This window comes from Nocardioides sp. NBC_00368 (genome assembly GCF_036090055.1).
Taxonomy (GTDB): domain Bacteria; phylum Actinomycetota; class Actinomycetes; order Propionibacteriales; family Nocardioidaceae; genus Nocardioides.
On sequence record NZ_CP107970.1, the window covers coordinates 4,167,641 to 4,191,990 of the forward strand.

General features: G+C 70.7%; 29 protein-coding genes and 1 pseudogene. 19 read left to right on the plus strand and 11 right to left on the minus strand.

Annotated elements, in window-relative coordinates; all coding sequences use genetic code 11:
• The first annotated feature begins 3 nt into the window (after window positions 1-3).
• The 8 genes from OG984_RS19825 (at window position 4) to OG984_RS19860 (ending at window position 7,129) form a co-directional block, all read left to right on the plus strand.
• Window positions 4-843, plus strand: coding sequence for a prephenate dehydratase (locus OG984_RS19825; RefSeq protein ID WP_165110078.1), 840 nt, complete (start codon window positions 4-6; stop codon window positions 841-843).
• Between the two features lie 3 nt (window positions 844-846).
• Window positions 847-1,524, plus strand: a complete 678-nt coding sequence (larB, locus tag OG984_RS19830) for a nickel pincer cofactor biosynthesis protein LarB (protein ID WP_328527918.1) — start codon at window positions 847-849, stop codon at window positions 1,522-1,524.
• The gene (gene larC / locus OG984_RS19835; protein WP_328527919.1) at window positions 1,521-2,780 is read left to right on the plus strand and encodes a nickel pincer cofactor biosynthesis protein LarC; all 1,260 of its coding nucleotides are present in this window, start codon (window positions 1,521-1,523) and stop codon (window positions 2,778-2,780) included. Before larB ends, larC begins: the two co-directional genes overlap by 4 nt.
• Window positions 2,781-2,880: 100 nt before the next feature.
• The gene (locus tag OG984_RS19840) at window positions 2,881-3,483 is read left to right on the plus strand and encodes a TMEM165/GDT1 family protein (RefSeq protein ID WP_328527920.1); all 603 of its coding nucleotides are present in this window, start codon (window positions 2,881-2,883) and stop codon (window positions 3,481-3,483) included.
• A gap of 24 nt (window positions 3,484-3,507) precedes the next feature.
• Window positions 3,508-4,707, plus strand: coding sequence for an arginine deiminase (locus tag OG984_RS19845; protein ID WP_328527921.1), 1,200 nt, complete (start codon window positions 3,508-3,510; stop codon window positions 4,705-4,707).
• A 76-nt stretch (window positions 4,708-4,783) separates the two neighbouring features.
• Window positions 4,784-5,155: a cyclic nucleotide-binding domain-containing protein gene (locus OG984_RS19850; protein WP_008355922.1), complete on the plus strand. Its 372-nt coding sequence runs from the start codon at window positions 4,784-4,786 to the stop codon at window positions 5,153-5,155.
• Window positions 5,156-5,235: 80 nt separating this feature from the next.
• On the plus strand, window positions 5,236-6,174 hold the full coding sequence (locus tag OG984_RS19855; protein ID WP_328527922.1) for an adenylate/guanylate cyclase domain-containing protein: 939 nt from the start codon (window positions 5,236-5,238) through the stop codon (window positions 6,172-6,174).
• 82 nt (window positions 6,175-6,256) lie between these two features.
• Entirely contained in the window at window positions 6,257-7,129 is an 873-nt protein-coding gene (locus OG984_RS19860; protein ID WP_328527923.1) for an AraC family transcriptional regulator, read from the plus strand.
• A 97-nt stretch (window positions 7,130-7,226) separates the two neighbouring features.
• Here OG984_RS19860 and OG984_RS19865 read toward each other — a convergent pair whose 3' ends face one another.
• From OG984_RS19865 to OG984_RS19880, 4 genes are all read right to left on the minus strand, one after another.
• Window positions 7,227-8,165 (minus strand): DUF5926 family protein, encoded by a 939-nt coding sequence (locus OG984_RS19865; RefSeq protein ID WP_328527924.1) that lies wholly within the window; start codon window positions 8,163-8,165, stop codon window positions 7,227-7,229.
• A 110-nt stretch (window positions 8,166-8,275) separates the two neighbouring features.
• Window positions 8,276-9,046: a glycerophosphodiester phosphodiesterase gene (locus OG984_RS19870; protein ID WP_328527925.1), complete on the minus strand. Its 771-nt coding sequence runs from the start codon at window positions 9,044-9,046 to the stop codon at window positions 8,276-8,278.
• Between the two features lie 136 nt (window positions 9,047-9,182).
• Window positions 9,183-9,899, minus strand: coding sequence for an SDR family NAD(P)-dependent oxidoreductase (locus tag OG984_RS19875; RefSeq protein WP_328527926.1), 717 nt, complete (start codon window positions 9,897-9,899; stop codon window positions 9,183-9,185).
• Window positions 9,896-10,666: a hypothetical protein gene (locus OG984_RS19880; RefSeq protein WP_328527927.1), complete on the minus strand. Its 771-nt coding sequence runs from the start codon at window positions 10,664-10,666 to the stop codon at window positions 9,896-9,898. Before OG984_RS19880 ends, OG984_RS19875 begins: the two co-directional genes overlap by 4 nt.
• A 193-nt stretch (window positions 10,667-10,859) precedes the next feature.
• Here OG984_RS19880 and OG984_RS19885 point away from each other — a divergent pair, with 193 nt between their 5' ends.
• The gene (locus OG984_RS19885) at window positions 10,860-12,263 is read left to right on the plus strand and encodes a lytic transglycosylase domain-containing protein (protein WP_328527928.1); all 1,404 of its coding nucleotides are present in this window, start codon (window positions 10,860-10,862) and stop codon (window positions 12,261-12,263) included.
• 6 nt (window positions 12,264-12,269) lie between these two features.
• On the opposite strand, the gene OG984_RS19890 is transcribed toward OG984_RS19885, so the two are convergent.
• On the minus strand, window positions 12,270-13,283 hold the full coding sequence (locus OG984_RS19890; RefSeq protein ID WP_328527929.1) for an NADP-dependent oxidoreductase: 1,014 nt from the start codon (window positions 13,281-13,283) through the stop codon (window positions 12,270-12,272).
• A 65-nt stretch (window positions 13,284-13,348) separates the two neighbouring features.
• Between OG984_RS19890 and OG984_RS19895 the strand changes: the two genes are divergently transcribed.
• The 6 genes and pseudogenes from OG984_RS19895 (at window position 13,349) to OG984_RS19920 (ending at window position 18,482) form a co-directional block, all read left to right on the plus strand.
• On the plus strand, window positions 13,349-14,257 hold the full coding sequence (locus OG984_RS19895; protein ID WP_328527930.1) for an amidohydrolase: 909 nt from the start codon (window positions 13,349-13,351) through the stop codon (window positions 14,255-14,257).
• Window positions 14,254-14,787 carry a cysteine dioxygenase gene (locus tag OG984_RS19900; protein ID WP_328527931.1) on the plus strand — a complete coding sequence of 178 codons (534 nt, stop codon included), beginning with the start codon at window positions 14,254-14,256 and terminating at the stop codon, window positions 14,785-14,787. The genes OG984_RS19895 and OG984_RS19900 overlap by 4 nt, the downstream gene beginning before the upstream one ends.
• 281 nt (window positions 14,788-15,068) lie before the next feature.
• A pseudogene (locus OG984_RS19905) lies at window positions 15,069-15,791 on the plus strand (ABC transporter ATP-binding protein); the annotation flags it as partial.
• Between the two features lie 362 nt (window positions 15,792-16,153).
• Window positions 16,154-16,810, plus strand: coding sequence for an ABC transporter permease (locus OG984_RS19910; protein WP_328527933.1), 657 nt, complete (start codon window positions 16,154-16,156; stop codon window positions 16,808-16,810).
• A complete protein-coding gene (locus OG984_RS19915) occupies window positions 16,807-17,526 on the plus strand; it encodes an ABC transporter permease (RefSeq protein ID WP_328527934.1) in 720 nt (239 codons plus the stop codon). Before OG984_RS19910 ends, OG984_RS19915 begins: the two co-directional genes overlap by 4 nt.
• A gap of 29 nt (window positions 17,527-17,555) precedes the next feature.
• On the plus strand, window positions 17,556-18,482 hold the full coding sequence (locus OG984_RS19920) for an ABC transporter substrate-binding protein (RefSeq protein ID WP_328527935.1): 927 nt from the start codon (window positions 17,556-17,558) through the stop codon (window positions 18,480-18,482).
• 13 nt (window positions 18,483-18,495) lie between these two features.
• On the opposite strand, the gene OG984_RS19925 is transcribed toward OG984_RS19920, so the two are convergent.
• Window positions 18,496-19,059, minus strand: a complete 564-nt coding sequence (locus tag OG984_RS19925; RefSeq protein WP_328527936.1) for a TetR/AcrR family transcriptional regulator — start codon at window positions 19,057-19,059, stop codon at window positions 18,496-18,498.
• A 137-nt stretch (window positions 19,060-19,196) separates the two neighbouring features.
• On the opposite strand from OG984_RS19925, the gene OG984_RS19930 reads away from it, so the two are divergent.
• Together OG984_RS19930 and OG984_RS19935 are read left to right on the plus strand one after the other, a co-directional pair.
• On the plus strand, window positions 19,197-19,769 hold the full coding sequence (locus tag OG984_RS19930) for a hypothetical protein (protein ID WP_328527937.1): 573 nt from the start codon (window positions 19,197-19,199) through the stop codon (window positions 19,767-19,769).
• Between the two features lies 1 nt (window position 19,770).
• Window positions 19,771-21,225 carry a dihydrolipoyl dehydrogenase family protein gene (locus tag OG984_RS19935; protein ID WP_328527938.1) on the plus strand — a complete coding sequence of 485 codons (1,455 nt, stop codon included), beginning with the start codon at window positions 19,771-19,773 and terminating at the stop codon, window positions 21,223-21,225.
• Window positions 21,226-21,285: 60 nt separating this feature from the next.
• On the opposite strand, the gene OG984_RS19940 is transcribed toward OG984_RS19935, so the two are convergent.
• From OG984_RS19940 to OG984_RS19960, 5 genes are all read right to left on the minus strand, one after another.
• Window positions 21,286-21,615, minus strand: coding sequence for a hypothetical protein (locus OG984_RS19940; protein ID WP_328527939.1), 330 nt, complete (start codon window positions 21,613-21,615; stop codon window positions 21,286-21,288).
• A 142-nt stretch (window positions 21,616-21,757) separates the two neighbouring features.
• The gene (locus tag OG984_RS19945) at window positions 21,758-22,492 is read right to left on the minus strand and encodes a hypothetical protein (protein WP_328527940.1); all 735 of its coding nucleotides are present in this window, start codon (window positions 22,490-22,492) and stop codon (window positions 21,758-21,760) included.
• Between the two features lie 31 nt (window positions 22,493-22,523).
• The gene (locus tag OG984_RS19950) at window positions 22,524-22,868 is read right to left on the minus strand and encodes a VOC family protein (RefSeq protein WP_328527941.1); all 345 of its coding nucleotides are present in this window, start codon (window positions 22,866-22,868) and stop codon (window positions 22,524-22,526) included.
• A 68-nt stretch (window positions 22,869-22,936) separates the two neighbouring features.
• Entirely contained in the window at window positions 22,937-23,362 is a 426-nt protein-coding gene (locus tag OG984_RS19955; RefSeq protein ID WP_328527942.1) for a hypothetical protein, read from the minus strand.
• Window positions 23,359-23,526 (minus strand): hypothetical protein, encoded by a 168-nt coding sequence (locus tag OG984_RS19960; RefSeq protein ID WP_008355889.1) that lies wholly within the window; start codon window positions 23,524-23,526, stop codon window positions 23,359-23,361. Before OG984_RS19960 ends, OG984_RS19955 begins: the two co-directional genes overlap by 4 nt.
• Before the next feature lie 257 nt (window positions 23,527-23,783).
• Here OG984_RS19960 and OG984_RS19965 point away from each other — a divergent pair, with 257 nt between their 5' ends.
• Together OG984_RS19965 and OG984_RS19970 are read left to right on the plus strand one after the other, a co-directional pair.
• Window positions 23,784-24,104 (plus strand): 2TM domain-containing protein, encoded by a 321-nt coding sequence (locus OG984_RS19965; protein ID WP_328527943.1) that lies wholly within the window; start codon window positions 23,784-23,786, stop codon window positions 24,102-24,104.
• Window positions 24,105-24,123: 19 nt separating this feature from the next.
• On the plus strand, window positions 24,124-24,342 hold the full coding sequence (locus OG984_RS19970) for a DUF1918 domain-containing protein (protein WP_328527944.1): 219 nt from the start codon (window positions 24,124-24,126) through the stop codon (window positions 24,340-24,342).
• The last annotated feature ends 8 nt before the right edge of the window (window positions 24,343-24,350 follow it).

Here is a 24,350-nt window from a genome sequence, read left to right on the forward strand (position 1 = left end):
GCTGTGTCCGAGCCACATCGCATCGCCTATCAGGGCGAACCAGGGTCCAACTCACACATGGTGTGTCAGCGCCACTACCCCGAGCTGGAGTCGGTGCCGTGCGCCTCTTTCGAGGACGTCTTTGCGACCGTCGAGGCTGGTGAGGCGTCGCTGGCGATGATCCCGATCGACAACTCCCTCGCCGGACGGGTGGCCGACATCCACCACTTCCTCCCCGAGTCCAACCTGCACATCATCGCCGAGCACTACCTGCGGATCCGGTTCCACCTGCTCGGACTCCCGGGCGCTCACCTCGACGACATCCGTACGGTCCACTCCCACGTCCACGCGCTGGGCCAGTGCCGCAACATCATCCGGGAGCACGGGTTCACGCCGGTCGTCTCCGGCGACACGGCCGGTGCCGCGCGCGAGGTCGTCGAGGCCGGCGACCCGACGATGGCCGCGATCTCCCCGCCGCTGGCCGCCTCGATCTACGGGCTGGACGTGCTCGCCACCGACATCGAGGACGCCGACCACAACACCACCCGCTTCGTGGTGCTCTCGCCCGACTTCATCCAGGCACCCGCCGACCAGGGTCCGGTGGTGACCTCGTTCATCTTCAACGTACGCAACCTCCCGGCGGCCCTCTACAAGGCGCTCGGCGGCTTCGCGACCAACGGCGTCAACATGACCAAGCTGGAGTCCTACATGGTGGACGGGAAGTTCACCGCCACCCAGTTCCTCGCCGAGGTCGACGGCCACCCCGACCAGCCGGGGCTGAAGCGGGCCCTGGAGGAGCTGGCGTTCTTCACCACCGACGTGAAGCTGCTGGGCGTCTACCCCGCCGACCCGGCGCGGTTCTGAGCGATGCCCGACCAGGAGACGACCGCGGACCTCGGGTTCGCCCGTGTCGACCTCGACCGTGAGCGGCGCACGGGTGACCCGGAGGTCGTGTACGCCGATGGCAAGACCCCCGAGCAGGTCGTCGCGATCCTCGCCCGGCTGCACCGTGCCCACCCCACGCGCGCGGTCCTGGCCACCCGGGTCTCCGCCGAGGCCGCTGCTCTCGTCGCGGCCGAGCTGCCGTCGGCGGTCCACGACGCCGAGGCCCGTGCCGTCACGCTCGGGCCGCTTCCGACCCCGCAGGGCCGGGTCTGCGTCGTGGCCGCCGGGACCTCTGACGGGCCAGTAGCGGCCGAGGCGGCGCTGACTGCGCGCGTCCACGGCGCCGGGGTCTCGCGGATCACCGATGTCGGAGTCGCCGGGATCCACCGCCTGATGGCCGTACGCGACCGGCTCGACGACGCCGACTGCCTGATCGTTGTCGCGGGGATGGAGGGCGCGCTGCCTTCGGTCGTCGGCGGTCTGGTGGGGGTGCCGATGATCGGGGTGCCGACGTCCGTCGGCTACGGCGCCTCCTTCGGCGGGCTGGCCGCGCTGCTGGCGATGCTCAACTCGTGTGCTCCCGGCGTGACCGTGGTGAACATCGACAACGGCTACGGGGCCGGCGTCGCGGCGGCGCGGATCGCCCGGCGGGCTGGATGAGCGTCGTCTGGGTCGACGCGTCGTCCGGGGCTTCTGGGGACATGCTCCTCGGGGCGCTGCTCGGCGCCGGCGTGCCGCTGCCCGTGATCGCCTCCGCGGTGGATGCGGTGGCTCCCGAGCCGGTGGATCTCGCTGCTGAACAGGTGAGCCGTGGCGCCCTGGCCGCGACCCGGTGTCATGTCTCGATCGCGGACTCGGTCCATCACCGCACCTGGACCGACGTCCGGACGCTGCTCACCGACGCCTCGCTGGACGGTGCGGTGCGCGACCTGGCGCTACGGGTCTTCGAGCGCCTCGCCGTCGCCGAGGGGGCCGTCCACGGGATCTCCCCCGAGGAGGTCCACTTCCACGAGGTCGGGGCGCTGGACGCGATCGCCGACGTGGTCGGGGTCTGTGCCGGCTTCGTGCACCTGGGTGCCACCGACGTCGTGGTCTCTCCGGTCGCGGTCGGGTCGGGCTCCGTCCGGGCCGCTCACGGCACCCTCTCGGTGCCGCCGCCGGCGGTGGCACGGCTGCTCACCGGCGTACCTTCCTTCGCGGGGCCTCCCGGGCATCCGTCGATGGAGATGTGCACCCCGACCGGGGCGGCGCTGCTCACCACCCTCGCCACCTCGTGGGGCGACCAGCCGCCGATGGTGACCCGCGCCGTCGGGGTCGGCGCCGGCGGCCGCGACCCGGAGGGTTGGTCGAACGCGATCCGGCTGCTGGTCGGGGAGGCGGCGGTGCGGGCGGGGGCAGAATCCCGCCATGGCGGGGATGTGCGGGCGGATCCGGCGGCCGGAGGCGGCATCTTCCCGCCATGGCGGGAAAGTGCGCCGACCGAGCTCGTCATCGAGGCGAATATCGACGACCTCGAGCCGCGGCTGATGCCCGGCGCCATCGACGCGCTGCTGGCGGCCGGCGCACGCGACGCCTGGGCCACCCCGATCCTGATGAAGAAGGGCCGCCCCGCCTACACGCTCCACGCTCTCACCCGTCCCGACGCCGCCGACGCGGTCCGGAGGGTGTTCTTCCGGGAGACCTCGACGATCGGCGTACGCGAGCACGAGGTCGTCAAGCACGCCCTGCCCCGCGAGATGCTGACCGTGACCGTCGGCGGACACCCGGTCGCCGTCAAGGCCGCCCGTCTCGACGGCGAGATCGTCAACCTGCAGCCCGAGTGGGACGACGTCGCCCGCGCCGCCGCTGCGCTCGATCGACCGGCGATCGACGTGCTGGCGGCGGCCAAGGCGCTGGCGGTTCGTCTAGGTATGTAGCCGGGCATCCGCATCCCTCGTGGAGTTCCACCAGGGGAGCGACTGTTCGCCTGCATACCTAGACGAACATCCCCGCCCCGCCGAGTGCGACCATGACCCCGTGGACATCACCGTCATCGCGCTGGCCTTCGCCGCGATCTTCGTCGTCGAGCTGCCGGACAAGACGTTCCTGGCGACGCTGGTGCTGTCGACGAAGTACCGGCCGATCTTCGTGTGGCTCGGTGTGGGCGCCGCGTTTGCGGTACAGACGCTCATCGCGGTGGCGATCGGCGGCGTGGCGACACTCCTGCCTACCAACGTGATCCACGTCGTCGCGGCCCTGCTGTTCCTCGCCGGGGCCGTGCTCCTGCTCATCGAGGGGCGCCGCCACCACGGCACCGCGAGCGAGGAGGACGGCAGCGAGTTCGCCGAGAAGGCGAAGGACGTACGCGGCTTCCGTCAGGTCCTGGCCAGCTTCATGGTCCTCTTCGCGGCCGAGTGGGGCGACCTCTCCCAGCTGCTGAGCGTCTCGCTGGTGGCCCGCTACCACGAGCCGGTCTCGGTCTTCATCGGCTCCTGGGCCGCGCTGCTGACGGTGTCGGGGCTCGCGGTGCTGCTGGGACGTACGCTGCTCCGGTTCATCAAGCTGCACGTCCTGCACTACGTCGGAGCCCTCGTGTGCCTCGTCCTGGGCATCCTGACGCTGGTCGAGGTGTTCGCCTGAGAGGCCGTCGCCTAGGCTGCCGACATGGTTGAACTTGGCGCCGACAGCGAGGTCGGACGGCTGCGTACGGTAATGCTCCACCGACCCGGGCGGGAGCTGACCCGGCTGACACCGCGCAACAACGACAAGCTGCTCTTCGACGGCATTCCGTGGGTGAAGCGGGCACAGGACGAGCACGACGCCTTCGCGGCGGCGCTGCGGGATCGCGACGTCGAGGTGCTCTACCTGACCGACCTGCTCACCGAGACCCTCGAGGTGCCCGAGGCCCGCAAGCTGGCGCTCGACAACGTGCTGGGCTCGCTCACCCTGGGCGACACCCTGCGCGACTACCTCAGCGGCGCCCTCGCCGACGCGGGACCGGCCGAGCTCACCGACCACCTGACCGCGGGCATCCGCAACGACGAGGTGCGCGGCGGCCACGGCCTGGTCACCAGCCTCCTCGCCCACGACGACTTCCTGATCGACCCGCTCCCGAACCTGCTCTTCACCCGCGACTCGTCGGTCTGGATCCGTGACCGCGCGACCGTCACGAGCCTGGCGATGCCGGCCCGGAAGCGCGAGACCGCGCTCACCGAGCTGATCTACCAGTTCCACCCGCGGTTCCGCTCCAGCCCCCGGCTGCACGGCTCCCACCTCGAGCACGTCGAGGGTGGCGACGTGCTCCTGCTCGCTCCCGGCGTCGTCGCCGTCGGTGTCGGCGAGCGTACGACCCCGGCAGGCGCCGAGCGGCTGGCGCGCCAGGTCTTCGCGGAGGGCCTCGCCCACACCGTGCTCGCGGTGCCGATCGCGCAGGAGCGCGCGACGATGCACCTCGACACGATCGCCACGCTGGTGAACACCGACAAGATGGTGATCTACCCGAACGCGGTCGACTCGCTGGTGGCGTACGCCGTCACGCCGGCCGGCGAGACCGACCAGGTCGACATCGCGGCCCCGCGTCCGTTCCTCGAGGTCGCGGCCGAGGCGATGGGTATCGACAAGCTCCACCACGTCGACACCGGCCTCGACCCGGTCGCTGCCGAGCGCGAGCAGTGGGACGACGGCAACAACACTCTGGCACTGGCGCCGGGTGTGGTCGTCGGCTACGAGCGCAACACGCAGACCAACGAGGCGCTGGAGGCCGCCGGGATCGAGGTCATCGCGATCGCCGGCTCCGAGCTGGGCTCCGGCCGGGGCGGTCCGCGATGCATGAGCTGCCCGATCGCCCGCGACCCGCTGGGATGACCCACCGGGGGTAACTCGCCAGTAGGAAAGTCGTTGTCCATGTGACCGTCCCCACAGCCGACCGAAGGAAAACCTCGTGACCGAGTCGTTCTTCTCCATGTTCACGCCCAAGGAGATCGCGCACATCAGCGCCACCGGCACCCGCGTGCATCTGCCGGAGGGCTGGTCGCCGATCTGGGAGGACACCCCGCCGGACAAGGCCTACATCATCCTCGACGGCACCGTCTCGGTCCGCCGGGACAAGGAGGAGATCGCCCAGTGCGGTCCCGGTGACATCATCGGTGAGGCGGCGATCATGCGCGGTTCGCTGCGCACGGCCTCCATCGTCGCCCTCACGCCGCTCGACCTGATCCACCTCAGCGCCGACAAGCTGCAGCAGCTCTCCGTGGAGATGCCGTCGTTCGCGAGGGCGCTGGACAAGGTCGCCAAGGACAGGTTCGGCTCCTGACGCTCGACGACCAGACCGACGAGGGCCTCGACCAGGGCCGCAGCCGTGAGGCCGACATCGAGCTGGCCGAAGCGCTGGCCGTGGTCGAGTCCTTCGTCCTCGGCCAGACGCCCACGCTGACCCGCGCCGACGTCGCGGGTGCGGTCGGCGTGCCCATGGAGGTCGCCGAGGACCTCTGGCACCACCTCGGCTTCCCGCACGCGGGCGACGACGAGATCGCCTTCACCGAGGCCGATGTCGAGGCGCTGCGGATGACGCAGGAGCTCGTACGTCTCGGGGTGCTCAGCGAGGACCGGCAGGCCGCCCTCGTGCGGACCTGGGGGCGTTCCTACGCCCGCCTGGCCGAGTGGCAGACGTCGCTGCTGGCCGAGGTCGCCCGCGAGCGGGGCGGCGACGAGGTCGAGGACCTGGTCGCGCTGACCGCGCAGGTGCTGCCGCTGGTCGAGTCGCTGCAGGACTACGTCTGGCGGCGCCACCTGGTCAGCGCGGCGCGACGGATGCTCACCGTCGCGGACGCGTCCGCGGTGCCGCTGGCGGTCGGGTTTCTCGACATCGTCGGCTACACCGCCCGCTCCAAGCGGCTCAGCGACAAGGAGCTGGTCGACTGGGTCGAGGAGTTCGAGGACACCTGCTCCGACGTCGTCGTCGAGCACGGCGGCCGGGTGATCAAGTATCTCGGCGACGGCGTGTTCTTCACCTTCGAGGACGTCGCCTCCGCCGCCCGGACGGCGCTGGAGCTGGCGGCCCTCGGGGAAGCCAAGGAGAGCGCGTTTCCTCACGTCAGGGCCGGCATCTCCTACGGCGACGTGGTCCTCAGGCTCGGCGACGTGTTCGGCCCGACGGTCAACATCGCCGCACGCCTCACGACGGTCGCCCGGCCCTCGTCGGTGGTCATCGACGAGAACGCGGCGGCCGCGCTCGAGGGCGTCGAGGGCTTCCAGGTCGAGAAGATGCGGCGTACGAGCGTCAAGGGCTACTCCCGCCTGCAGGCGTTCCGGCTACGGTCCTCATCCGATTGAACCCGCCCGACTGAACCGGGCCAGGAAAGTCGGGCCCGGAGGGGTGCTCCCGAGCCAGGCTTGACGGCGAAAGGAGGACCACATGATCGGCACGCTCAACACCCTGGTCGACCTGGTCGAGGCAGAGCTCGACGACGGGCTCGCCGGCGAGGTGGACGTGGCTCGGGTCGCACGCGACCACGGCACCACCGAATACCACCTGCGCCGGATGTTCTCGGCCCTGGCCGGGATGCCGTTGTCCGAGTACGTACGCCGCCGCCGGATGACCCTGGCCGCGGCCGACCTGGTCGCCGGCGCCCCCGACCTCCTGGAGGTGGCGGTGCGCTACGGCTACGGCTCGACCGAGGCGTTCGGGCGCGCGTTCCGTGCGGTGCACGGAACGGCTCCCGCCGACGTACGCCGTTCCGGTGGTCCGCTACGCACACAACCCACGCTCAGGTTCCGCCTGAGCGTCGAAGGGAGCACCCCGATGGACGTCACCATCAACGACATGCCCGAGCTGCGGCTCGTCGGCCACGCCGCCAAGGTTCCGCTGATCTACGAGGGCGTGAACCCCCACATCCAGGCACACATCGCCTCTCTCGAGCCGGCGGAGCACGTTCGGCTCAAGGAGCTCAACGACACCGACCCGCGCGGCATCCTCGCGGTCACCGACTCCCCGTCGCCCGATGCGCCGGAGGGGACGATGATCACCTACCTGCACGGGGTCGCCGTCACCCCGTCGGCGACCGTGCCCGAGGGGCTCGACGGCATCACGGTGCCGGCCGGCTCCTGGGCGGTCTTCGCCGCCAGCGGCCCGCACCCGGAGACGCTGCAGCAGCTCTGGGCGGCGACCGCGACCGACTGGTTCCCGTCGAACCCGTGGCGGCTCCGTCCCGGCCCCTCCGTCCTGCGCTACCTCGAGCTCACCGAGACGTACGCGTCCTGCGAGCTGTGGTTGCCGGTCGAGCGGTGAATGTTCACCGAGGTAACTCGGTGAACGGTCGCTGCCCTCGCGGAACTCCACGAAGGAGGTGAGTGCTGACCGAGGTACCTCGGTCAGCATCCACACATCAGCGGATCGTGACCTGACGATTGGCGAGCCCGGCGCGAGCCGAACGCACCTCGGGGGTGATCTCGGAGTCGTCGGCGAGCGCCTCGTCGAGCAGCTTCTTGAAGGCGACCGCCGGCTCCTCGAGCGCCTCGGCACCGGTGCCGACCGGCAGGTCCCAGACGGGGGCGAGCAGACCATGGGCGCGGAACATGCCGACGAAACGGGCGTCGGGGACGATCACGTCGTCACCGGCCACGTGCAGCCGCGCGAGCGCGGTGAGCAGGGCGTCCTCGGGCTCGGGCATGACCCAGCGCAGGTGCTCCTTGGAGCCCACCGAGGTCCAGTACGCAGCCTCGACCGAGGTCAGCCGCTCGGTCGGCATCACCGACTCGTTGGCGTGCTCGAGCGCGTGCTCGAAGTCGCCCTTGTCCTCGACGTCGCCGAGCCACCAGTCGAAGCCCTCGTGGACGGTGACGTCCAGGGACTCGTTGGTGACGATGTCCTGCAACCGCGGGCCGGCGCCCGGCGCGGAGGTGAGACCGAAGATGCCGGACTCGCCCGCGGTGCGGCTCTCCAGCGCCTGGAGCAGCGCCGCGGCCACATCACGCGACACGTCGCCGTAGTTGTGCTGCACCTGCAGCCCGGCCCAGACCTCGCCCGAGTCACGCGACATCGCCGGCGCGGCGCCCGGCAGCAGGGTGCCGAGCGTGACCGGGGTCGACTCATAGCCCTTCACAGACAGCGACACCGTCGCCGAGGGCACCAGCTCGCGCAGCGCGACCAGGTCGCACTCACCCGGCAGGCCCTCGAACGGGCGCCCCACGAACGCGCCGCCGGCGGCACCGTGGCACGCCTTGTAACGCTTGCCGGACCCGCACGGGCACGCCGCGCGCGGGTTGGGACCGTCCGTCGGGGCCGCAGCCGCCTGACGGTTCTTGACTCGGGACTTCTTGGCCACGGCCAAACCCTAACCTGCCGGGCCCCTGCCTCATGTAACACGTCGTTCGTGGGACTGGTCGCCCGTTCAGAACGACCGGATAGACCTACGAACAGCGTGTTACACGAGGATCAGCGGCCGAGCAGCTCCAGCATGAACCCCGGACGGTCGGTGATGACCGCGTTGACCCCGAGGTCGAGGCAGAGCTTGAGCTGCTCCTCGGTGTTGACGGTGTAGACGTGGAGGTTGCGACCCTTCGACGCCAGCCGCCGGGCGAGCTTGGGGTGGGCGGTGAGCATCTCGATCCCGGCGCCCAGCCACCAGTCGGGACCGATCGCGTGCCGAAGGAGCGACCAGTTGGCGGCACGGTCGATGAGCTGGACCAGGGGCACACCCGGGGCCAGCCGCTCCACCCGCTGCAGCGCCGTGAAGGAGAAGCTCATCACCCGCACCGGGCTGCCCGGGCCCGCCCAGCCGAAGTCGTTGAGCACGTCGACCAGCCGCCCCTCGGTGAGCCCGCCGTAGCGCGTCGGGTGCTTGGTCTCGATCGCCATCTCGACGTGCCGGGGGTAGTCCCGCACCACCTTCAGCAGCCGGTGCAGCGTGAGCACGCCGCGCATGTCCCGGTCCGGCGCCTCGTCCTCGCCGTCCCAGAACCCGTTCTTCCAGGCCGCGAAGTCGATCGCCTGCAGCTCGGCGAGGGTCATCTCCGAGACCAGCCCACGCGCGCCGATCCGGCGCAGGTGCCGGTCGTGGACGCAGACGAGATGGCCGTCCATCGTCAGGCGTACGTCGCACTCCAAGGCGTCCGCACCCGCATCCAGGGCCGCGACGTACGCAGCCAGGGTGTGCTCCGCGATCTCATGACTGGCGCCGCGATGCGCGACCACCTGGGGCCTCATGAGGAGATTGTGGGCCATTCGGCAAGCCCCGTCGCGCGACACGAGCGAGATGTAACCAATGACGCGATCGGTGGTCACGTCCGCTCGTACCCGCAGCGGGACTGCCGAGAACGGGCACGACCTCGAGCCGGTGACGTCACCGCCCGCCGGCCACCCGCAGCGTGGTCGCGGTGACGTACGAAGCCTTGTCGCTCATCAGCCAGGCGACCGCCTCGGCGACCTCGTCGGGTGAGGACGCGCGGCCGATCGGGATCTGGGGCGCCATCCGCTCGATCCGGCCGGGGTCACCGGTGGCGGCGTGCAGGTCGGTCTCGGTGAGTCCGGGGGCGACCGCGACGACCCGGATACCGAGCGCGGCGACCTCGAGCCCGAGGCCCTTGGTGAGCGCGTCGATCCCGGCCTTGGCAGCGGCGTAGTGGACGTACTCTCCCGGCGATCCCAGGGTCGCGGCGCCGGAGGAGATGTTGACGATCACGCCACCCTCGGCCAGCGCGGACACCGCCGCCCGGGCGACCAGCGTGGGTCCGACCAGATTGACGTCGTACGTCTTCCGGATCTCGTCCGCAGGTGTGTCGACGAGAGGCGCGTAGCGGTAGGTCGCGCCGGCGTTGTTGACCACGCCGGTGATCGGCCCGGCGGCCTCGAAGAGCGCGGCGATCCCGGCGTCGGCGGTGATGTCGGCGCCCACGATCTCGCAGGCGACCCCGAGCGCCCGGATCTCGTCCCGCGTCGCCTCGGCGGATGCCTCGTCGGACAGGTAGCCGAGCACGAGCGAGTGGCCGTCAGCGGCCAGGCGATGAGCGATGGCGGCACCGATGCCGCGGGTGCCTCCGGTGATGAGCGTCCGTTTCACACCCGAAGGGTGTCACGCAGCCGCCACGCCACCAGCGCCAGTGCCAGGACACCGGCGAGCGCCCACCCGGCCGGGTAGTGCACGGCGGGCTCGTTCCAGCGCTCGTGGAAGTAGACCAGGTGTGAGGAGAGCAGCCCGGCGTCGAGCGAGCGGCCCTCCTGGATGAGTACGCCGATGGCGACCAGCACCGTCAGCAGCGTCTGCATCGCCCAGCCCAGGATCCACGCCGGCACCCAGGCGACGACGTCGACGGCGCGGCGTACGGACGTCACCAGGACGGTCACCAACGCGGCCGCCAGGAGCGCGTCGATCACCGACGACGGCAGCTCGCCGGGGAGCATGCCGTCCAGCCAGAGCGGTACACAGACGGCCGGTGCGGCCAGCATCGGAGCCCGCAGCACGCAGGGCCCGAGGCTCGCCGCGATCCCGGCGGCGAGACCCGCGACCGTCGTGACCGCGGCGACGACGACCAGGTGGGTCAGCATCCTCGGGTTGGTCGCCGCCGGCCCCGCGGCGAGCGTCAGCCCCAGCAGTGCCGCAGCTGCGACACCGGCCCCGGCCAGGGTGGCGCTGAGCAGCCGGCGGTCCGGGCGCAGCCCGGCGGCGAGCCCGCCCAGCGCGGCGGCGAGCAGGGTGAACGACACCAGCTCGGCGACCATCGGGGCGAGCAGGAGCGGCTGCGGCTGGACGAGCTGGGGCAGGAATCCGACGCCCCAACCCGCGGCCGCGACCAGCGGAACCATCCACAGACGCGTCCGTTCAGTCATGCCCTACACCGTGACAGCCCGAAGGTGAGACCAGGCGGCGAGCCGTGGAACACCAGCCCAACGTCAGGTGGCACGACCGTTGCGATTCATCACCATAAAGGGTGGATTTCTTATTGCCAGGCGCCGAAGTGGAATACCTGGGTAGGCTCAGGAGACGTACACGTCCCCCACGCGTGGATGAGGTGAGACCGGCATGACCAAAGCACCCCGAAAGTTCTGGGCCAGAAGCATCAGCACAGCTGCGCTGACCAGCCTCGGGCCTCGGGCCGTGGCTGCCGTCGCGCTGACCGCTGCGTTCGCCGTCATGGCCCCCGACGAGGGCAGCCTCGACACCGGTCATCAGCGGCCCGAGCTGCCCGACCCGGGCGCGCTCCAGGACCCGCTGGGCATCGCCAACGGCCTGGGCGGCGTGAAGAACCTGACCCCGACCGACGCGGTGAGGCTGGCCTCCAACGCCGAGGAGCTGTCCATCCCGCCGGTCGCCCTGGCCGCCTACCAGCGCGCGGCCACCGTGCTCAACGACGCCGACGCCTCCTGCCGCATCGACTGGGCGCTGATCGCCGCGATCGGCATGGTCGAGAGCAACCACGGCCGCTTCGGCGGCAGCGAGCTGAACTCCAACGGCCTCGCCCTCCCCGCGATCATCGGCCCACAGCTCAACGGCGCCGGCAACTACGCGGCGGTCCGCGACACCGACAACGGTCTCTACGACCACGACACCGTCTACGACCACGCGGTCGGCCCGATGCAGTTCATCCCCTCGACCTGGACCTTCGCCGGCACCGACGGCGACGGCGACAACCGCCGCGACCCCCAGGACATCGACGATGCCGCCGTCGCCACGGCGGCCTTCCTGTGTGCCGGCACCGAGGACGTCAGCACCGACTCCGGCGCCAACGCCGCGGTCTACCGCTACAACCAGAGCGACACGTACGTCGAGGCGGTGCTGAAGATCGCCGACCAGTACCGCAACGGGGAGTTCCCGGGATCGCCGAGCGTGGACGGCGGATCGCCCTCCACGATGAAGCCGAACGTGTCCGCACTCCCGCGCACCTCGAACAACGTCACGAAGCCCGACGCCGACACCGACGGCGCCGACAAGACCCCGGTGCCGGCCGAGCCGGTGGAGTCCGACAGCGGCTCCGGCGACAACGAGCCCGACCCTTCGACGGAGCCCACCACCGAGCCCAGCGGCGACCCCACCACCGAGCCCACCGACGGCACGGACCCCGGCGACGGGGAGACCAGCGAGCCCACCCCGACCCCGACTCCCACACCGACGCCGACTCCGACTCCGGACCCCGTCGACGTGACCACGGCCGAGACCCTGACCGCGCCCAGCCGCAAGGCGATGGAGGACGTCTACGGCACCACGCTCGAGGCGAGCATGCAGGAGCAGATCATCGACGACTGCATCGCCGAGTTCGAGGACGACGCGGCGATGCCGACCGACCTGGCGCTGCGGGAGTTCGTACGCAGCCTGGCGGGCACCACTGGCTACGAGACCCTCCAGCCGGGCGCCACCGAGGAGGAGATCGCCAGCCGAGCGACGACCGCGCCGGAGACCACCGACGGCGACGCTGCGCCGACGGCCTGAGCTCGGTCAGACCTTGATCACCGTCTTGCCGAAGTTCTGACCACGAAGCATCCGGTTGAACGCGGCGGGCGCGTTCTCGAGTCCTTCGGTGATGTCCTCGCGGTAGCGGAGCCTGCCCTCGGCCAGCCATGCGGTCGCCTCGGCGAGGAACCGCTCCTCGTGGTCACGGACGAACTCGGTCTGGATGAAACCCCTGATCAGCAGCGACTTGTTGAGCACGTGCCGCATCAGCCCGGGCGCCCGGTCGGGCCCCTCCGGCGCGGCGGTGTCGTTGTAGTGGGCGATCAGACCGCAGACCGGCACCCGGGCGAACTTGTTGAGCCGCGGCAGCACCGCGTCCCAGACGTGCCCGCCGACGTTCTCGAAGTAGACGTCGATGCCGTCCGGGACGGCCGCCTTCAGCTGGTCCTTGAAGTCGGGCGCACGATGGTCCAGCGCCGCGTCGAAGCCGAGCTCGGTCAGGTGCGCCACCTTCTCCGGCCCGCCGGCGATCCCCGCCGCCCGGCAGCCGAGGATCTTGGCGATCTGCCCGACCGTGGCGCCCACCGGGCCGGTCGCCGCCGCGACGACGACGGTCTCGCCGGGCTTGGGCCGCCCGATCTGGGTCAGCCCCGCGTACGCCGTGAACCCCGGCATCCCCAGGACCCCCAGTGCGGTGGAGACCGGCGCGGCGGACGGGTCGAGGCGGCGGGTGTGCCTGGCCGGCGCGACCGAGAACGACTGCCAGCCTCCGTACGCCAGCACCAGGTCGCCCACCTGCCGCGACGGGTCCCGCGACTCGACGACCTCGGCGACCGTCGCCCCCGGCAGGACGTCACCGAGCGCGGTCGGCTCGGCGTACGAGGGCGCATCGCTCATCCGTCCGCGCATGTAGGGGTCGAGCGAGAGGAATTTCGTACGCAGCAGCACCTCTCCCTCCGTCGGCGTCGGGACCTCGGAGGTGACGATCGAGAAGTCGTCGGCGGTGGGCTCGCCGACCGGGCGGGCGCGGAGCAGGATCTGGGTGTTCATGTCGGTCATCCGGCCATGGTGCCTCACCGGCGGGCAGGCTTGCTTAATCACGATTAATCTTATTGACTTAACTCATGAATCGCTCGGTCGACGTCCACCAGCACCTGTGGTCGCCGGCACTGGTCGAGGAGCTGCGCCGCCGACGGCGGCCTCCCTATCTCGACGGCTGGGTGCTGCATCTCGACGGCGAGCCGCCCTACCCTGTCGATCCCGCGGATCATGACCTCGCCGGTCGTGCGGCGCGGGAGGACGGGCTGGTGCTGCTGTCGCTCTCCAGCCCGCTGGGGATCGAGTCGCTCGTGCCGGACCAGTCCCGCCGGCTGCTGGACGCCTGGCACGGCTTCGCCGACGACCTCCCCGCCGACTACGGGCTCTGGGCGGCGCCCGGGCTCGTCGAGCCGGACCTCGACGATCTCGCGACGGTCCTGAAGAACGACCGCGTCCACGGCCTCCAGGTGCCGGCGACGGCCCTGGCGACCCCCTCCGCGCTCGAGGCCCTCGCGTCGGTGCTCGCCACTGCCGAGCAGGCCGACCTGCCCGTCCTCGTGCATCCCGGACCCGCCGACGCCACGACCGGCCACGTCGAGCTGCCCGGCTGGTGGCCCGCGCTGACCTCGTACGTCGCTCAGCAGAGCGCGGCGTGGCACTCCTGGCACGTCGCCGGCAGGTCGCTGCTCCCGAAGCTGCGGATCGCTTTCGTGGCGCTGGCCGGACTCGCGCCGCTCCACCACGAGCGCCTCGCTCAGCGCGGCGGGAGCTTCGGCGCGATCGACCGGCACGTCTACTACGAGACCTCGTCCTACGGCACCCAGGCGATCGACGCGATGTCACGTGTCGTCGGAGTCGACCCGCTGGTCAACGGCTCGGACCGACCGTACGCCGAGCCGATCGACCCCGCGCTCGAGCCCGGCCTCGGCGAGGCCCTGAGCCGGGCGATCTTCGTCGCCAACCCGCACCACCTGCTCACCGGAGGAGACCGATGACCGTCACCGAACCGACCGTCGACACGGTGCTGAGCGCCGCGGACCTGCCCGCTCTGCCGGGCCGGGCCCTCACCCCCGGCGAGCTCCGCGCCTGGGTGGACGAGCTCGCCGCGCGCCCCGAGCTGTGGGAGCACCTGGTGCGCCACGACACCGGTGGGCGCCACTACGTCTCGCTCTACCGTGACAAGGACATCGACGTCTGGCTGCTGTGCTGGAACACCGTCGACGACACCGGCTGGCACGACCACGACATCTCCTCGGGCGCGGTCGCGGTGACGCACGGAGCGGTCGTCGAGCAGCAGCCGAGGTTCGGCGGCGAGCCCGCGCAGCGGGAGATCGGCGCGGGGCGCAGCTTCGGCTTCGGCCCCGACCACATCCACCGGATGAGCGGCGCGATCGACGGCTCGACCTCGATCCACGCCTACTCGCCCCCGCTGTGGCGGATGGGGCAGTACGCGATCAGCGACGACGGCGTCATGCGCCGTGTCTCGGTCTCCTACGCCGACGAGCTGCGTCCGCTGGAGGACTGAACCGATTCCCGGTCGATCGCGATCATCCGGAATGCGGCGTACGTCGACGTCGTTGCGATCGAAGACGGATGCGGCGACATCTGGGGCGTCGTGTCCCGGTGGCGGACGAAGCGGGGCATCTGTGGCACATTTCAAGCATCGAGGACCGAGGGTCGTACGGCCAGGCAAACCGCAGTTTGACTATCCGTTTAATACCTTCTGTTCCTTTCGATGATCTGGCAGGGTGAAGATCTTGTGCAACGGCGTCCGCAGACGGCGAGTGACAGACAGGAGCGGTGGCTGTGATCGAGTTCGAGGGCGTCACCAAACGCTATCCGGACGGCACAGTTGCCGTGAACGACCTCACCCTGACGGTGGAGACCGGTCAGATCACCGTGTTCGTCGGGCCGTCGGGATGCGGCAAGACCACCGCGCTGCGGATGATCAACCGGATGATCGAGCCGACATCCGGCCGGATCCTGATCGACGGTGACGACATCACCACCCGCCCGGAGGCGCAGCTGCGCCGGGAGATCGGCTACGTGATCCAGGGCGCCGGGCTCTTTCCGCACCGCACGGTCCTCGACAACGTAGCCACCGTCCCGATCCTGCAGGGCGTCTCCCGCCGGGACGCACGCACGAGCGCGCTCGAACTGCTCGAGCGGGTCGGGCTCTCGTCCGACCTCGGCAAGCGCTACCCCGCCCAGCTCTCCGGCGGCCAGCAGCAGCGTGTCGGCGTGGCCCGGGCGCTCGCGGCCGACCCGCCGGTGCTGCTCATGGACGAGCCGTTCTCTGCGGTCGACCCGGTCGTACGCGACGGCCTCCAGCAGGAGCTGCTCAGGCTCCAGGGCGAGCTCGGCAAGACGATCGTGCTGGTCACCCATGACATCGACGAGGCGATCCGGCTCGGTGACAAGGTCGCCGTCCTCGCGAACGGCGCCCGACCCGCCCAGTTCGCCCCTCCGGCCGACATCCTCGCCTCGCCCGCCGACGACTTCGTGGCCTCGCTCGTCGGCCGCGACCGTGGCTTCCGCGGCCTCTCGTTCGCCGACGGGAACGAGATCGCGCTCAAGACCATCGACCACGGCGTCGACGGGCTCACGCTCGAGGTCGACGCCGACGGCAGGCCGCTGGGCTGGCGGGGGCCGGACGGCCTCCTCCCGACCGAGGGCACCTTCCGCGACGGTGCGAACCTGCGTACGGTCGCGGATCTGGCCATCCTCTCGCCCGCGGGCGCCGCGGTGCGGGTCGATGCCGAAGGTCGCGCCGACGGCCTCCTCCTGCTGGAGGACCTGGCGGGCAACGTACGTTCCCAGCAGCGGGAGCGCCTGGCGGCCCTGGCCTCGTCCGCTTCGTCAGCTGTGCCGGCCTCGTCGGGGGAGGCAGGGTGAGCGGTCTCTGGAGCTACCTCGCCACCAACGGCGACGACGTTCTCACCGCGCTCGTCCAGCACATCTGGCTCGCCCTGCTGCCGGTGGCGATCGCCTTCGTGCTCTCGCTGCCCCTGGGCGCCCTGGTCCACCGCTACGTCCCGGTGCGCCACATCGCGCTCACCACCGGCAGCGTGGTCTACACGGTCCCGTCGCTGGCCCTGCTCCTGCTGCTCCCGGGTCTCCTCGGCACCAGCGTCCTCGACCCGCTCAACGTGGTCGTCGCGCTGACGCTCTACTCGCTCGCCCTGCTCGTCCGCACCACCGCTGACGGTCTCGACGCGGTCGACCCCACCGTCCTGCAGGCCGCCACCGCGATGGGCTATCGACCCGTACGCCGCTGGTTCGCGGTCCAGCTCCCGCTCGCGATGCCGGTGATCATGACCGGCCTGCGGGTGGCGACCGTGGCCAACGTGAGCATGGTCAGCATCGCGGCGCTGGTCGGCATCGGCGGCCTGGGACAGCTCTTCACCCGAGGGTTCCAGCTGGGCTTCTACCTGCCGCCGATCGTGATCGGACTGGTCCTCTCGGTCACGCTCGCGGTCATCGCCGATGTCCTCATCGTCGCCCTCCAGCGCGGGCTCACCCCGTGGTCGCGGGCAGGTGCGCGATGACGCTCGACTACCTGCTCGACGCCGCCAACTGGTCGCTGACCAGCCCCGACGGCTTCCCTCAGCGCATCCTCGAACATCTCGGCTACACCTTCCTCGCGCTGGCGATCGCGACCGCGATCGCCTTTCCGATCGGCCTGCTGATCGGCCACACCGGACGCGGCGCGCTGATCGCCGTCAACCTCGGCAACGCCGGCCGCGCGCTGCCGACCCTCGGCGTGCTCATGCTCGCGCTCGCGCTCGTCGGGATCGGCCTGGTCCCGGTCACGATCGCCCTGGTCGTACTCGCCATCCCGCCCATCCTCGCCACCACGTACGCCGGCGTCCGCGCCGTCGCCGACACGACCGTCGACGCGGCGCGAGGTGTGGGCATGACCGAGACCCAGATCGCCTGGCGGGTCGAGGTCCCGATCGCGCTGCCGATCATCATCGGCGGCCTCCGCAACGCGTCGCTCCAGGTGGTCTCGACCGCGACCATCGCCGCGTACGCAGGTCTCGGCGGCCTCGGCCGCTATCTCTTCGACGGCTTGGCCACGCTCAAGTACGACCAGGTGGTCGCCGGCGCGATCGTGCTCGCCGTGCTCGCCGTCGGGATCGACCTCGCGTTCGCGGGGACGCAACGCCTCCTGGTGTCCCCTGGCGTGAACGGCCGCGGCGCCGGCAACCGCCCCACCACCGTCCGCCCAGCCGGCCAACCCGCTGGCGAACCCGCCGGCTGATCAACCCCAGCAACCCGAGAGGTATCTCCATGTCCCGCCGAATCCGCACCACCGCGTACCTGTTCGCGACGCTCGCCGTGGCAGGCACTCTGACCGCCTGCGGCGGTGACCCGCTCGACTCCGGATCCGACTCCGATTCGGGCGACGACAAGGTCGTCGTCGGCTCTGCCAACTTCCCCGAGAGCGAGCTGCTGATGGAGATGTACGCCCAGGCTCTCGAGGCCGAGGGCGTCGAGGTCGAGACCAAGCCCAACATCGGTTCCCGCGAGGTCTACATGGAGGCCTTCAAGAGCGGTGACATCGACCTGCTGCCGGAGTACAACGGCGGCCTGCTGTCCTACCTGACCGAGGGCAACCTGCCGGAGAACGTCTCCGCCCCCGACGACGTCTACACCGCACTCCAGGACGTGCTCCCGGAGGGCAGCCAGACGCTGCCGCAGTCGGCCGCAGAGGACAAGGACTCGCTGACGGTGACCAAGGAGACCGCCGAGAAGTACTCGCTGACCAGCATCGAGGACCTCGCTCCGGTGGCCAAGGACCTCACCCTCGGTGCCAGCCCGGAGTTCGAGGAGCGTCCCCAGGGCATCCCCGGCCTGGAGAAGGTCTACGGCGTCACCTTCAAGTCCGTCACCCCGACCGACCCCGGCGGCCCGCTGACCATCGCGGCCCTGAAGAAGGGCTCCGTCGACGTCGCCAACGTGTTCACGACCGACTCGGCGATCCCGACCAACGACTGGGTCGTCCTGGAGGACCCGAAGAACCTCTTCCTCGCCCAGAACATCGTCCCGCTGATCCGCTCCGAGGCGCTCAGCGACGACGCCGAGAGCGCACTCAACGCTGTCTCGGAGGCTCTGACCACCGACAACCTCACCGAGGCCCTCGCGAAGGTCCAGGTCGACAAGGCCGACCCGGCCACGGTCGCCAAGGAGTTCCTCGCCGACAACGGCGTCAACTGACCCTTCTGCTCGCCTACCTCAGTCCGCTGCGGTAGGCGAGCAGTCCTTCGAGGCCGCGCAGGAAGGTCTCGCAGACCGGCGCCGGATCGGTCAGGCATCCGGCGGCCATGGCTCCGTCACGCAGCATCACGAAGTGGCGGCCGGCGAACTCCGAGTCGGGCTTCCCCGTCTTGGAGAAGAGCTCGGTGATCGTGCCCAGGAACCACTCCCGGTGTCGGAGCACCGCCTGATGAACCACGTGCTCCGGGTCCGGATACTCGGCCGCGGCGTTGAGGAACGCGCAGCCCCTGAACCCCTCGCTCCGGATGTCGTCCGTGATCGACCGGCCTACGGTCCGGATGAGGTCGTCAGGGTCCGTCACCTCCGCACGGGCCGCGTCCACGCGCGCCCGGATCGCCTCGTCGGCCTGCGTCAGGTACGCCACGACGAGCTCGTCCTTGCTCCGGAAGTGGCGGTAGAGCGTCGCCCGCGTGACGCTCGCCTCGGCGATCACGCGATCGACTCCGACCGAGTGCAGACCCTCGGTGTAGAAGAGCCGACTCGCCGTGCTCAGCAGTCGATCCCGGGCCTCAGACATCCGTCATCCCTCTCTCTCGTTGCCTCGACGGTAGCAGACAGAACGATCGGTCTTGCATTGTCGGAACGGGCCGTGCCAGACTGTCGAACCAGGTAGAACGACCGTTCTGTCTTGCACTGGTCCGAGAAAGGGATCCGATGTCCACCTCCGTAGAGGCCGGCCGTTCCGGCACACTGAACACCCCGTCCGGCGGACTGCCGAAGCTCTACCTCGTCCGCTTCGGGTTCGCGATCGTGTGGGCGGTGCTGATCGCCCTCACCGCGTCGACGCTCGGCCCGGTGAGCATCGCGCTCCTGGTGATCTATCCGCTCTTCGACGTGGCGGCAGCCGTGGTCGACTTCCGCACCTCGGGCGCCAGCGGTCCGCGCGTCCTGCTCTACGTCAACATGGCGCTCAGCCTGCTCACCGCCGTCGGCGTCGCCGTCGCGGCCACCTCAGGCATCCCGGGCATCCTCCGCGTGTGGGGCGCCTGGGCCATCACCGCCGGCCTTGTCCAGCTGTTCGTCGCGGTGCGGCGCTACCGGCTCGGTGGCCAGTGGGCGATGATCCTCAGCGGCGGCATCTCGACCTTCGCCGGGACCGGATTCATCTTGATGGCCGCCGGCCCCGACGCGTCGCTCACCGGCCTGGCCGGATATGCCACGCTGGGCGGCATCTTCTTCCTCATCTCTGCCGTTCGCCTGCGCCGGCGCGCCGGTAAGGTCGACTGACATGACGAGCACCAGCCGAAACCTCACCGTCGACGTCATCGTCGTCGGCGCCGGGCCCACGGGCGAGAACGTTGCCGACCGCGTGGTGCAGGGCGGCCTGACCGCTGCCATCGTCGAGAGCGAGCTCGTCGGCGGCGAGTGCTCCTACTGGGCCTGCATGCCGACGAAGGCGCTGCTCCGGGACGCGGCGGCGCTGCGCGCCGCCCAGGCGCTTCCGGCCGCCGGCAAGGCGGTCACCGGCACGCTCGACCCGGCCGCCGTGTTCGCCCGGCGCGACGAGTTCGCAGCCAACTGGGACGACTCGGGCCAGGTCGAGTGGCTGACCGGCGCCGGGATCACGCTGGTGCGCGGGCACGGGCGGATCACCGGTCCCCGTGCCGTCACGGTCACCGCCGCCGACGGCACCACCACCGACCTCCAGGCCCGTCACGCGGTGGTGATCGCCACCGGCAGCTCCGCCCTCATCCCGCCGATCCCAGGGCTCGCCGACGCCTCACCCTGGACCAACCGCGAGGCCGCCGGGGCCACGTCCGTCCCCGGCCGCCTGGCGATCATCGGCGGCGGTGTGGTCGGCGCCGAGATGGCGACGGCCTTCAGCGCGCTCGGGTCGCAGGTCACCCTCATCTCGCGCACCCGGCTCCTGCCGGGAGTCGAGAAGTTCGCGGGTGAGCAGGTGGCCGATGCGCTCCGGACGTACGGGGTCACGCTGCATCTGGACGCGGGCGCGGACGAGGTCCGACGCGACGACGCCGGTGAGGTGCACCTGACACTCTCGGACGGGACCGAGGTCACGGCGGACGAGGTCCTCGTCGCGACCGGTCGGGTCCCGAACACCAAGGACCTCGGTCTGGAGCACGTCGGCCTCGAGCCAGGCAGCTGGCTCGATGTCGACGAGGCCCTGGCCGTGGTCGACGACGATGGGCCGATCGAGGGCGGCTGGCTCTACGCCGCCGGTGACGTCAACCATCGGGCGCTGCTGACCCACCACGGGAAGTACCAGGCCCGCGCCCTCGGCGACCTGATCGCGGCCAAGGCCCGCGGCGAGGAGCCCGACCTGACAACGTGGGGGCGTCACGCCGCCACCGCCGACGAGCGCGCCACGACCCAGGTGATCTTCACCGACCCCGAGGTCGTCGCCGTCGGACACTCCGCCGAGTCGGCCGAGGCGGCCGGCATCGAGGTCGGCGTCGTCGACTACGACCTCGGCTCGGTCGCCGGTGCATCACTGCACGCCGACGGCTACCGCGGCAAGGCGCGGATGGTCATCGACGAGCAGCGCAAGACCCTGGTCGGCTTCACCGCCGTCGGACCCGACACCGCGGAGCTCCTGCACGCCGCCACGATCGCGGTCGTCGGCGAGGTCCCCCTCGACCGGCTCTGGCACGCGGTCCCCGCCTACCCGACCGTCAGCGAGATCTGGCTCCGCCTGCTCGAGACCGCGGGGCGCGACCGCTAGAGCAGGGGCGGGCCGCGGCCGTCGTCATCGACGGCCGCGGCCCGCTCATCGGTCGGCTGCTCAGCCGCCCGGTTGGGTGACTCCGTTGACCGTCAGGGTGTAGCGCGCCGGGTCGGACGCGCTCTCCGTCGGGTCGTCGAACATCACGATCGCCGCCACGGTCTCGGCGGTGTCACCGATCACGGCGTCGAGCGCGGCACCACCGAGGCTGCCGTCGAACGACTCGTCCAGCGCGAGGGTGTGCACCCACGCGGGCGAGCCCGCCGGGCCGTACGCCACCAGCTGGACCGTCCAGCCCTCGACCGGTGTCGGGTTGACCTGCGACATCGACTGCCAGCCGTCCAGCGTGTGGCTGGGCAGCGCGGTGCCGCCCACGGCGATGTTGCGCACCCAGAAGCCGGACTCGTCGACCCCGGGGTCGGTGATGTAACGGAACGCCTGTCGGTGACCTCGGTCAGCCCGAGCTCGTTGCGGCAGTCACCGGCCGGGAACGCCCGGTCGTCGGCGACCCTATTCACGCGTGAGGAACACGTCACCCGGCCGGCGCCGGCGTCCGATGTTCCACGCGACTCGCCGACAGCACTCCCCCGAGCAGCAGGGCGAGCGCCACCAGCAGGAGTACGCCACCGGACCCGAGCAGCACACCGATCGCCGTGCCGAGCGCCGGCAGGGTGGCGCCGACGGCCGCCTCAGCGGTCACCGGAGCATGCCCGTCGGCGTTCATCACGACGAGGGTCCAGTCGCCCGACTCGACCTCCCAGGTCAGCGTCCGGGTCCCGGCGCCGGCCGTCGAGGCGGTCCAGAAGCCGGCTTCCGCGGGAAGCATCGCGGGCGAACCGCCGTCCACGACGTCGTACGTCGGGCGTCGGCCGTCGAAGCCGTCGATCGTCGAATGTCCGACGTCGGCGAGGAAGGCGTCCACCTCTGCCGAGGGAGCGAGGCCGACGAACAGCGGTCCCTCCTCGGCCGAGGTGACGACCAGCTTGGTGTCGCCGATCAGCCGACCGGGAACGTCGACTCCGGCGTCGGTCTCGATGGTGATCTTCTCCGTGGTGATCGCGTAGCCGGGGGCTGAGATCGTCGTCTCGTCGGTCATCAGGTAGCCGTCTGCGTCTCGCTGGGCCGAGGCCACGGCCAGGGCGCCGCCACCGGCGATGAGACCGAACGCGATCAGCAGGAGGACACTGCCCGCCACGACGGCGATGACCCGCCCAGCAGTCCAGCGCGGTCGGTCCGGGAGAGACTCCGCGGCTCGTTCACTCGTCATCGGTCGAACCTCTCTCTGGCGTCCGGGCCCGTCACTCACGGAACAGGCCGATGGTGTTGCCGCTGGGGTCGCGGAACATGGCGAAGGACCCGGTACCGGGGATCTCCATGGGCGGCACGACGGTCTCGCCACCCAGCTCCCCGGCGCGACGGAGGCTGGCCTCGAGGTCGTCGGTCGCGACGTACACGGTGACGTAGGAGGGCATCTCGTCGCGGGTCTGCATCACGCCGCCACCGATTCCCTCCTTACCGGCCGTCACGAGCCAGTAGTCGGGGCCGGCCCCCTGGATCTCCCAGCCGAACAGGTCTCGATAGAACTCGATGAGTCGCTCCCCGTCCGGGCCGGCGATCTCGAAGTGCACCACAGGATGTGCCATGACTGTCTCCTCTTGTCTCGGTCGAGCATCCGACGCGACGACGGGGCTTCCCCAGAGACGAAGTGCCGCTAGGGCTGGTCCTTGGTCCCCGACCGCCGGGCGCTCGACCACCCCAGGCCCACCAACGAGACCGCAACCGTCCCCATGACTCCCTGAAGGGGATCGAGGCCGACGAAGGGCATCTGGACCGCCAGCTCCACGATGAGCAGCACGCCGGCTCCGACCGCCGCCGGACCCATCCGAGTCGATCGCCGCCACGCCAGGACGGCGGTGCCGAGGCATGGGACCGCAACGCTTGCCGCCAGCCACAGACCGGGCAGCACCCACGACTCCAGCCCGAGCGGCCGTAGGTCGCTGACCGGCGGGGTGAAGGTGCCCGTGACCAGCTGCACCGATCCGACCGCCGCGGCCGCACCGGTCAACGCGGAGACGACCCCCACCGTACGTCGCCACGCGGGCGCCGGCGCGATCACACCGGCGCCCGTTGCGCTCATCGCTCTCGCCTCGACGACACGGTTCCCGCATGCGACCCGCCCAGGTCCAGAGCGATCGCAAGGATCAGGGTGCCGGTCCAGACGTTGACCGGGTCCAGCTGGAGGGGCTCGTGGGCCCCCACGATGTTCGCGATGAACCAGACGATGAACCAGATGATCGTCATGGCGATCCCACCTTTCCCGGTACGTCCACGACTGCGTTTGCCGTCGACGCTAGGGGCTGCCACATCCCACCGTGGAGGGACGAACTTCCCGGACCGGGGGACGGTGGTCCCCGATCCGGAGGCGGAGCCGGCGCGTCACGCCGGGCCGCCGGGTCCGAGGACTCACCGAAGGGGGCCTTTGGACCGCTGCTCCGGGCATGGCCGGCTCCTAGCGTCGAGGACGAACGTGGGACAACCGACCGAAGGGGGACGTCACCATGGATGACTGGAACACCTCGGCTGAGGAGCGGACCGAACCGCCGGCGATCGCGTCGGAGGAGGAGTTGCGCCTCGCCGCCGTCAAGCGCCTGAAGAAGCGCCGGGACCTGGCTGGTCACTTTCTCGTGTACGTCCTGGTGAACGGGGCGCTCGCGGGAATCTGGGCGATCCTCACGCCGGACTCGTTCTTCTGGCCGCTGATCGTCCTGCTCCTGTGGGGGATCGGCCTCGTGATGAACGTCTGGGACGTGTACCTGGCGGGCGATCCGAGCGAGGCCAGCATCGCGCGCCAGATGAACCGGCTGCGCAAGCGCAACTGAAGAAGGATGGAGACCCGAGATGATGTACGCAGCAGTCGGTGACCGACTGGTGGTCCGTGGCCACAACGTCGGCGAGCCCGTGCGAGACGCCGAGATCCTCGAAGTCCGCCACGACGACGGCAGCCCGCCCTACGTCGTACGTTGGTCCGACAACGGCCATGAGGCGTTGGTGTTCCCGGGCTCGGACGCCTTCGTGGAGCATTTCGAGCACGAGGCCGGGCCGCAACAGCACCGGTGAGACCGACC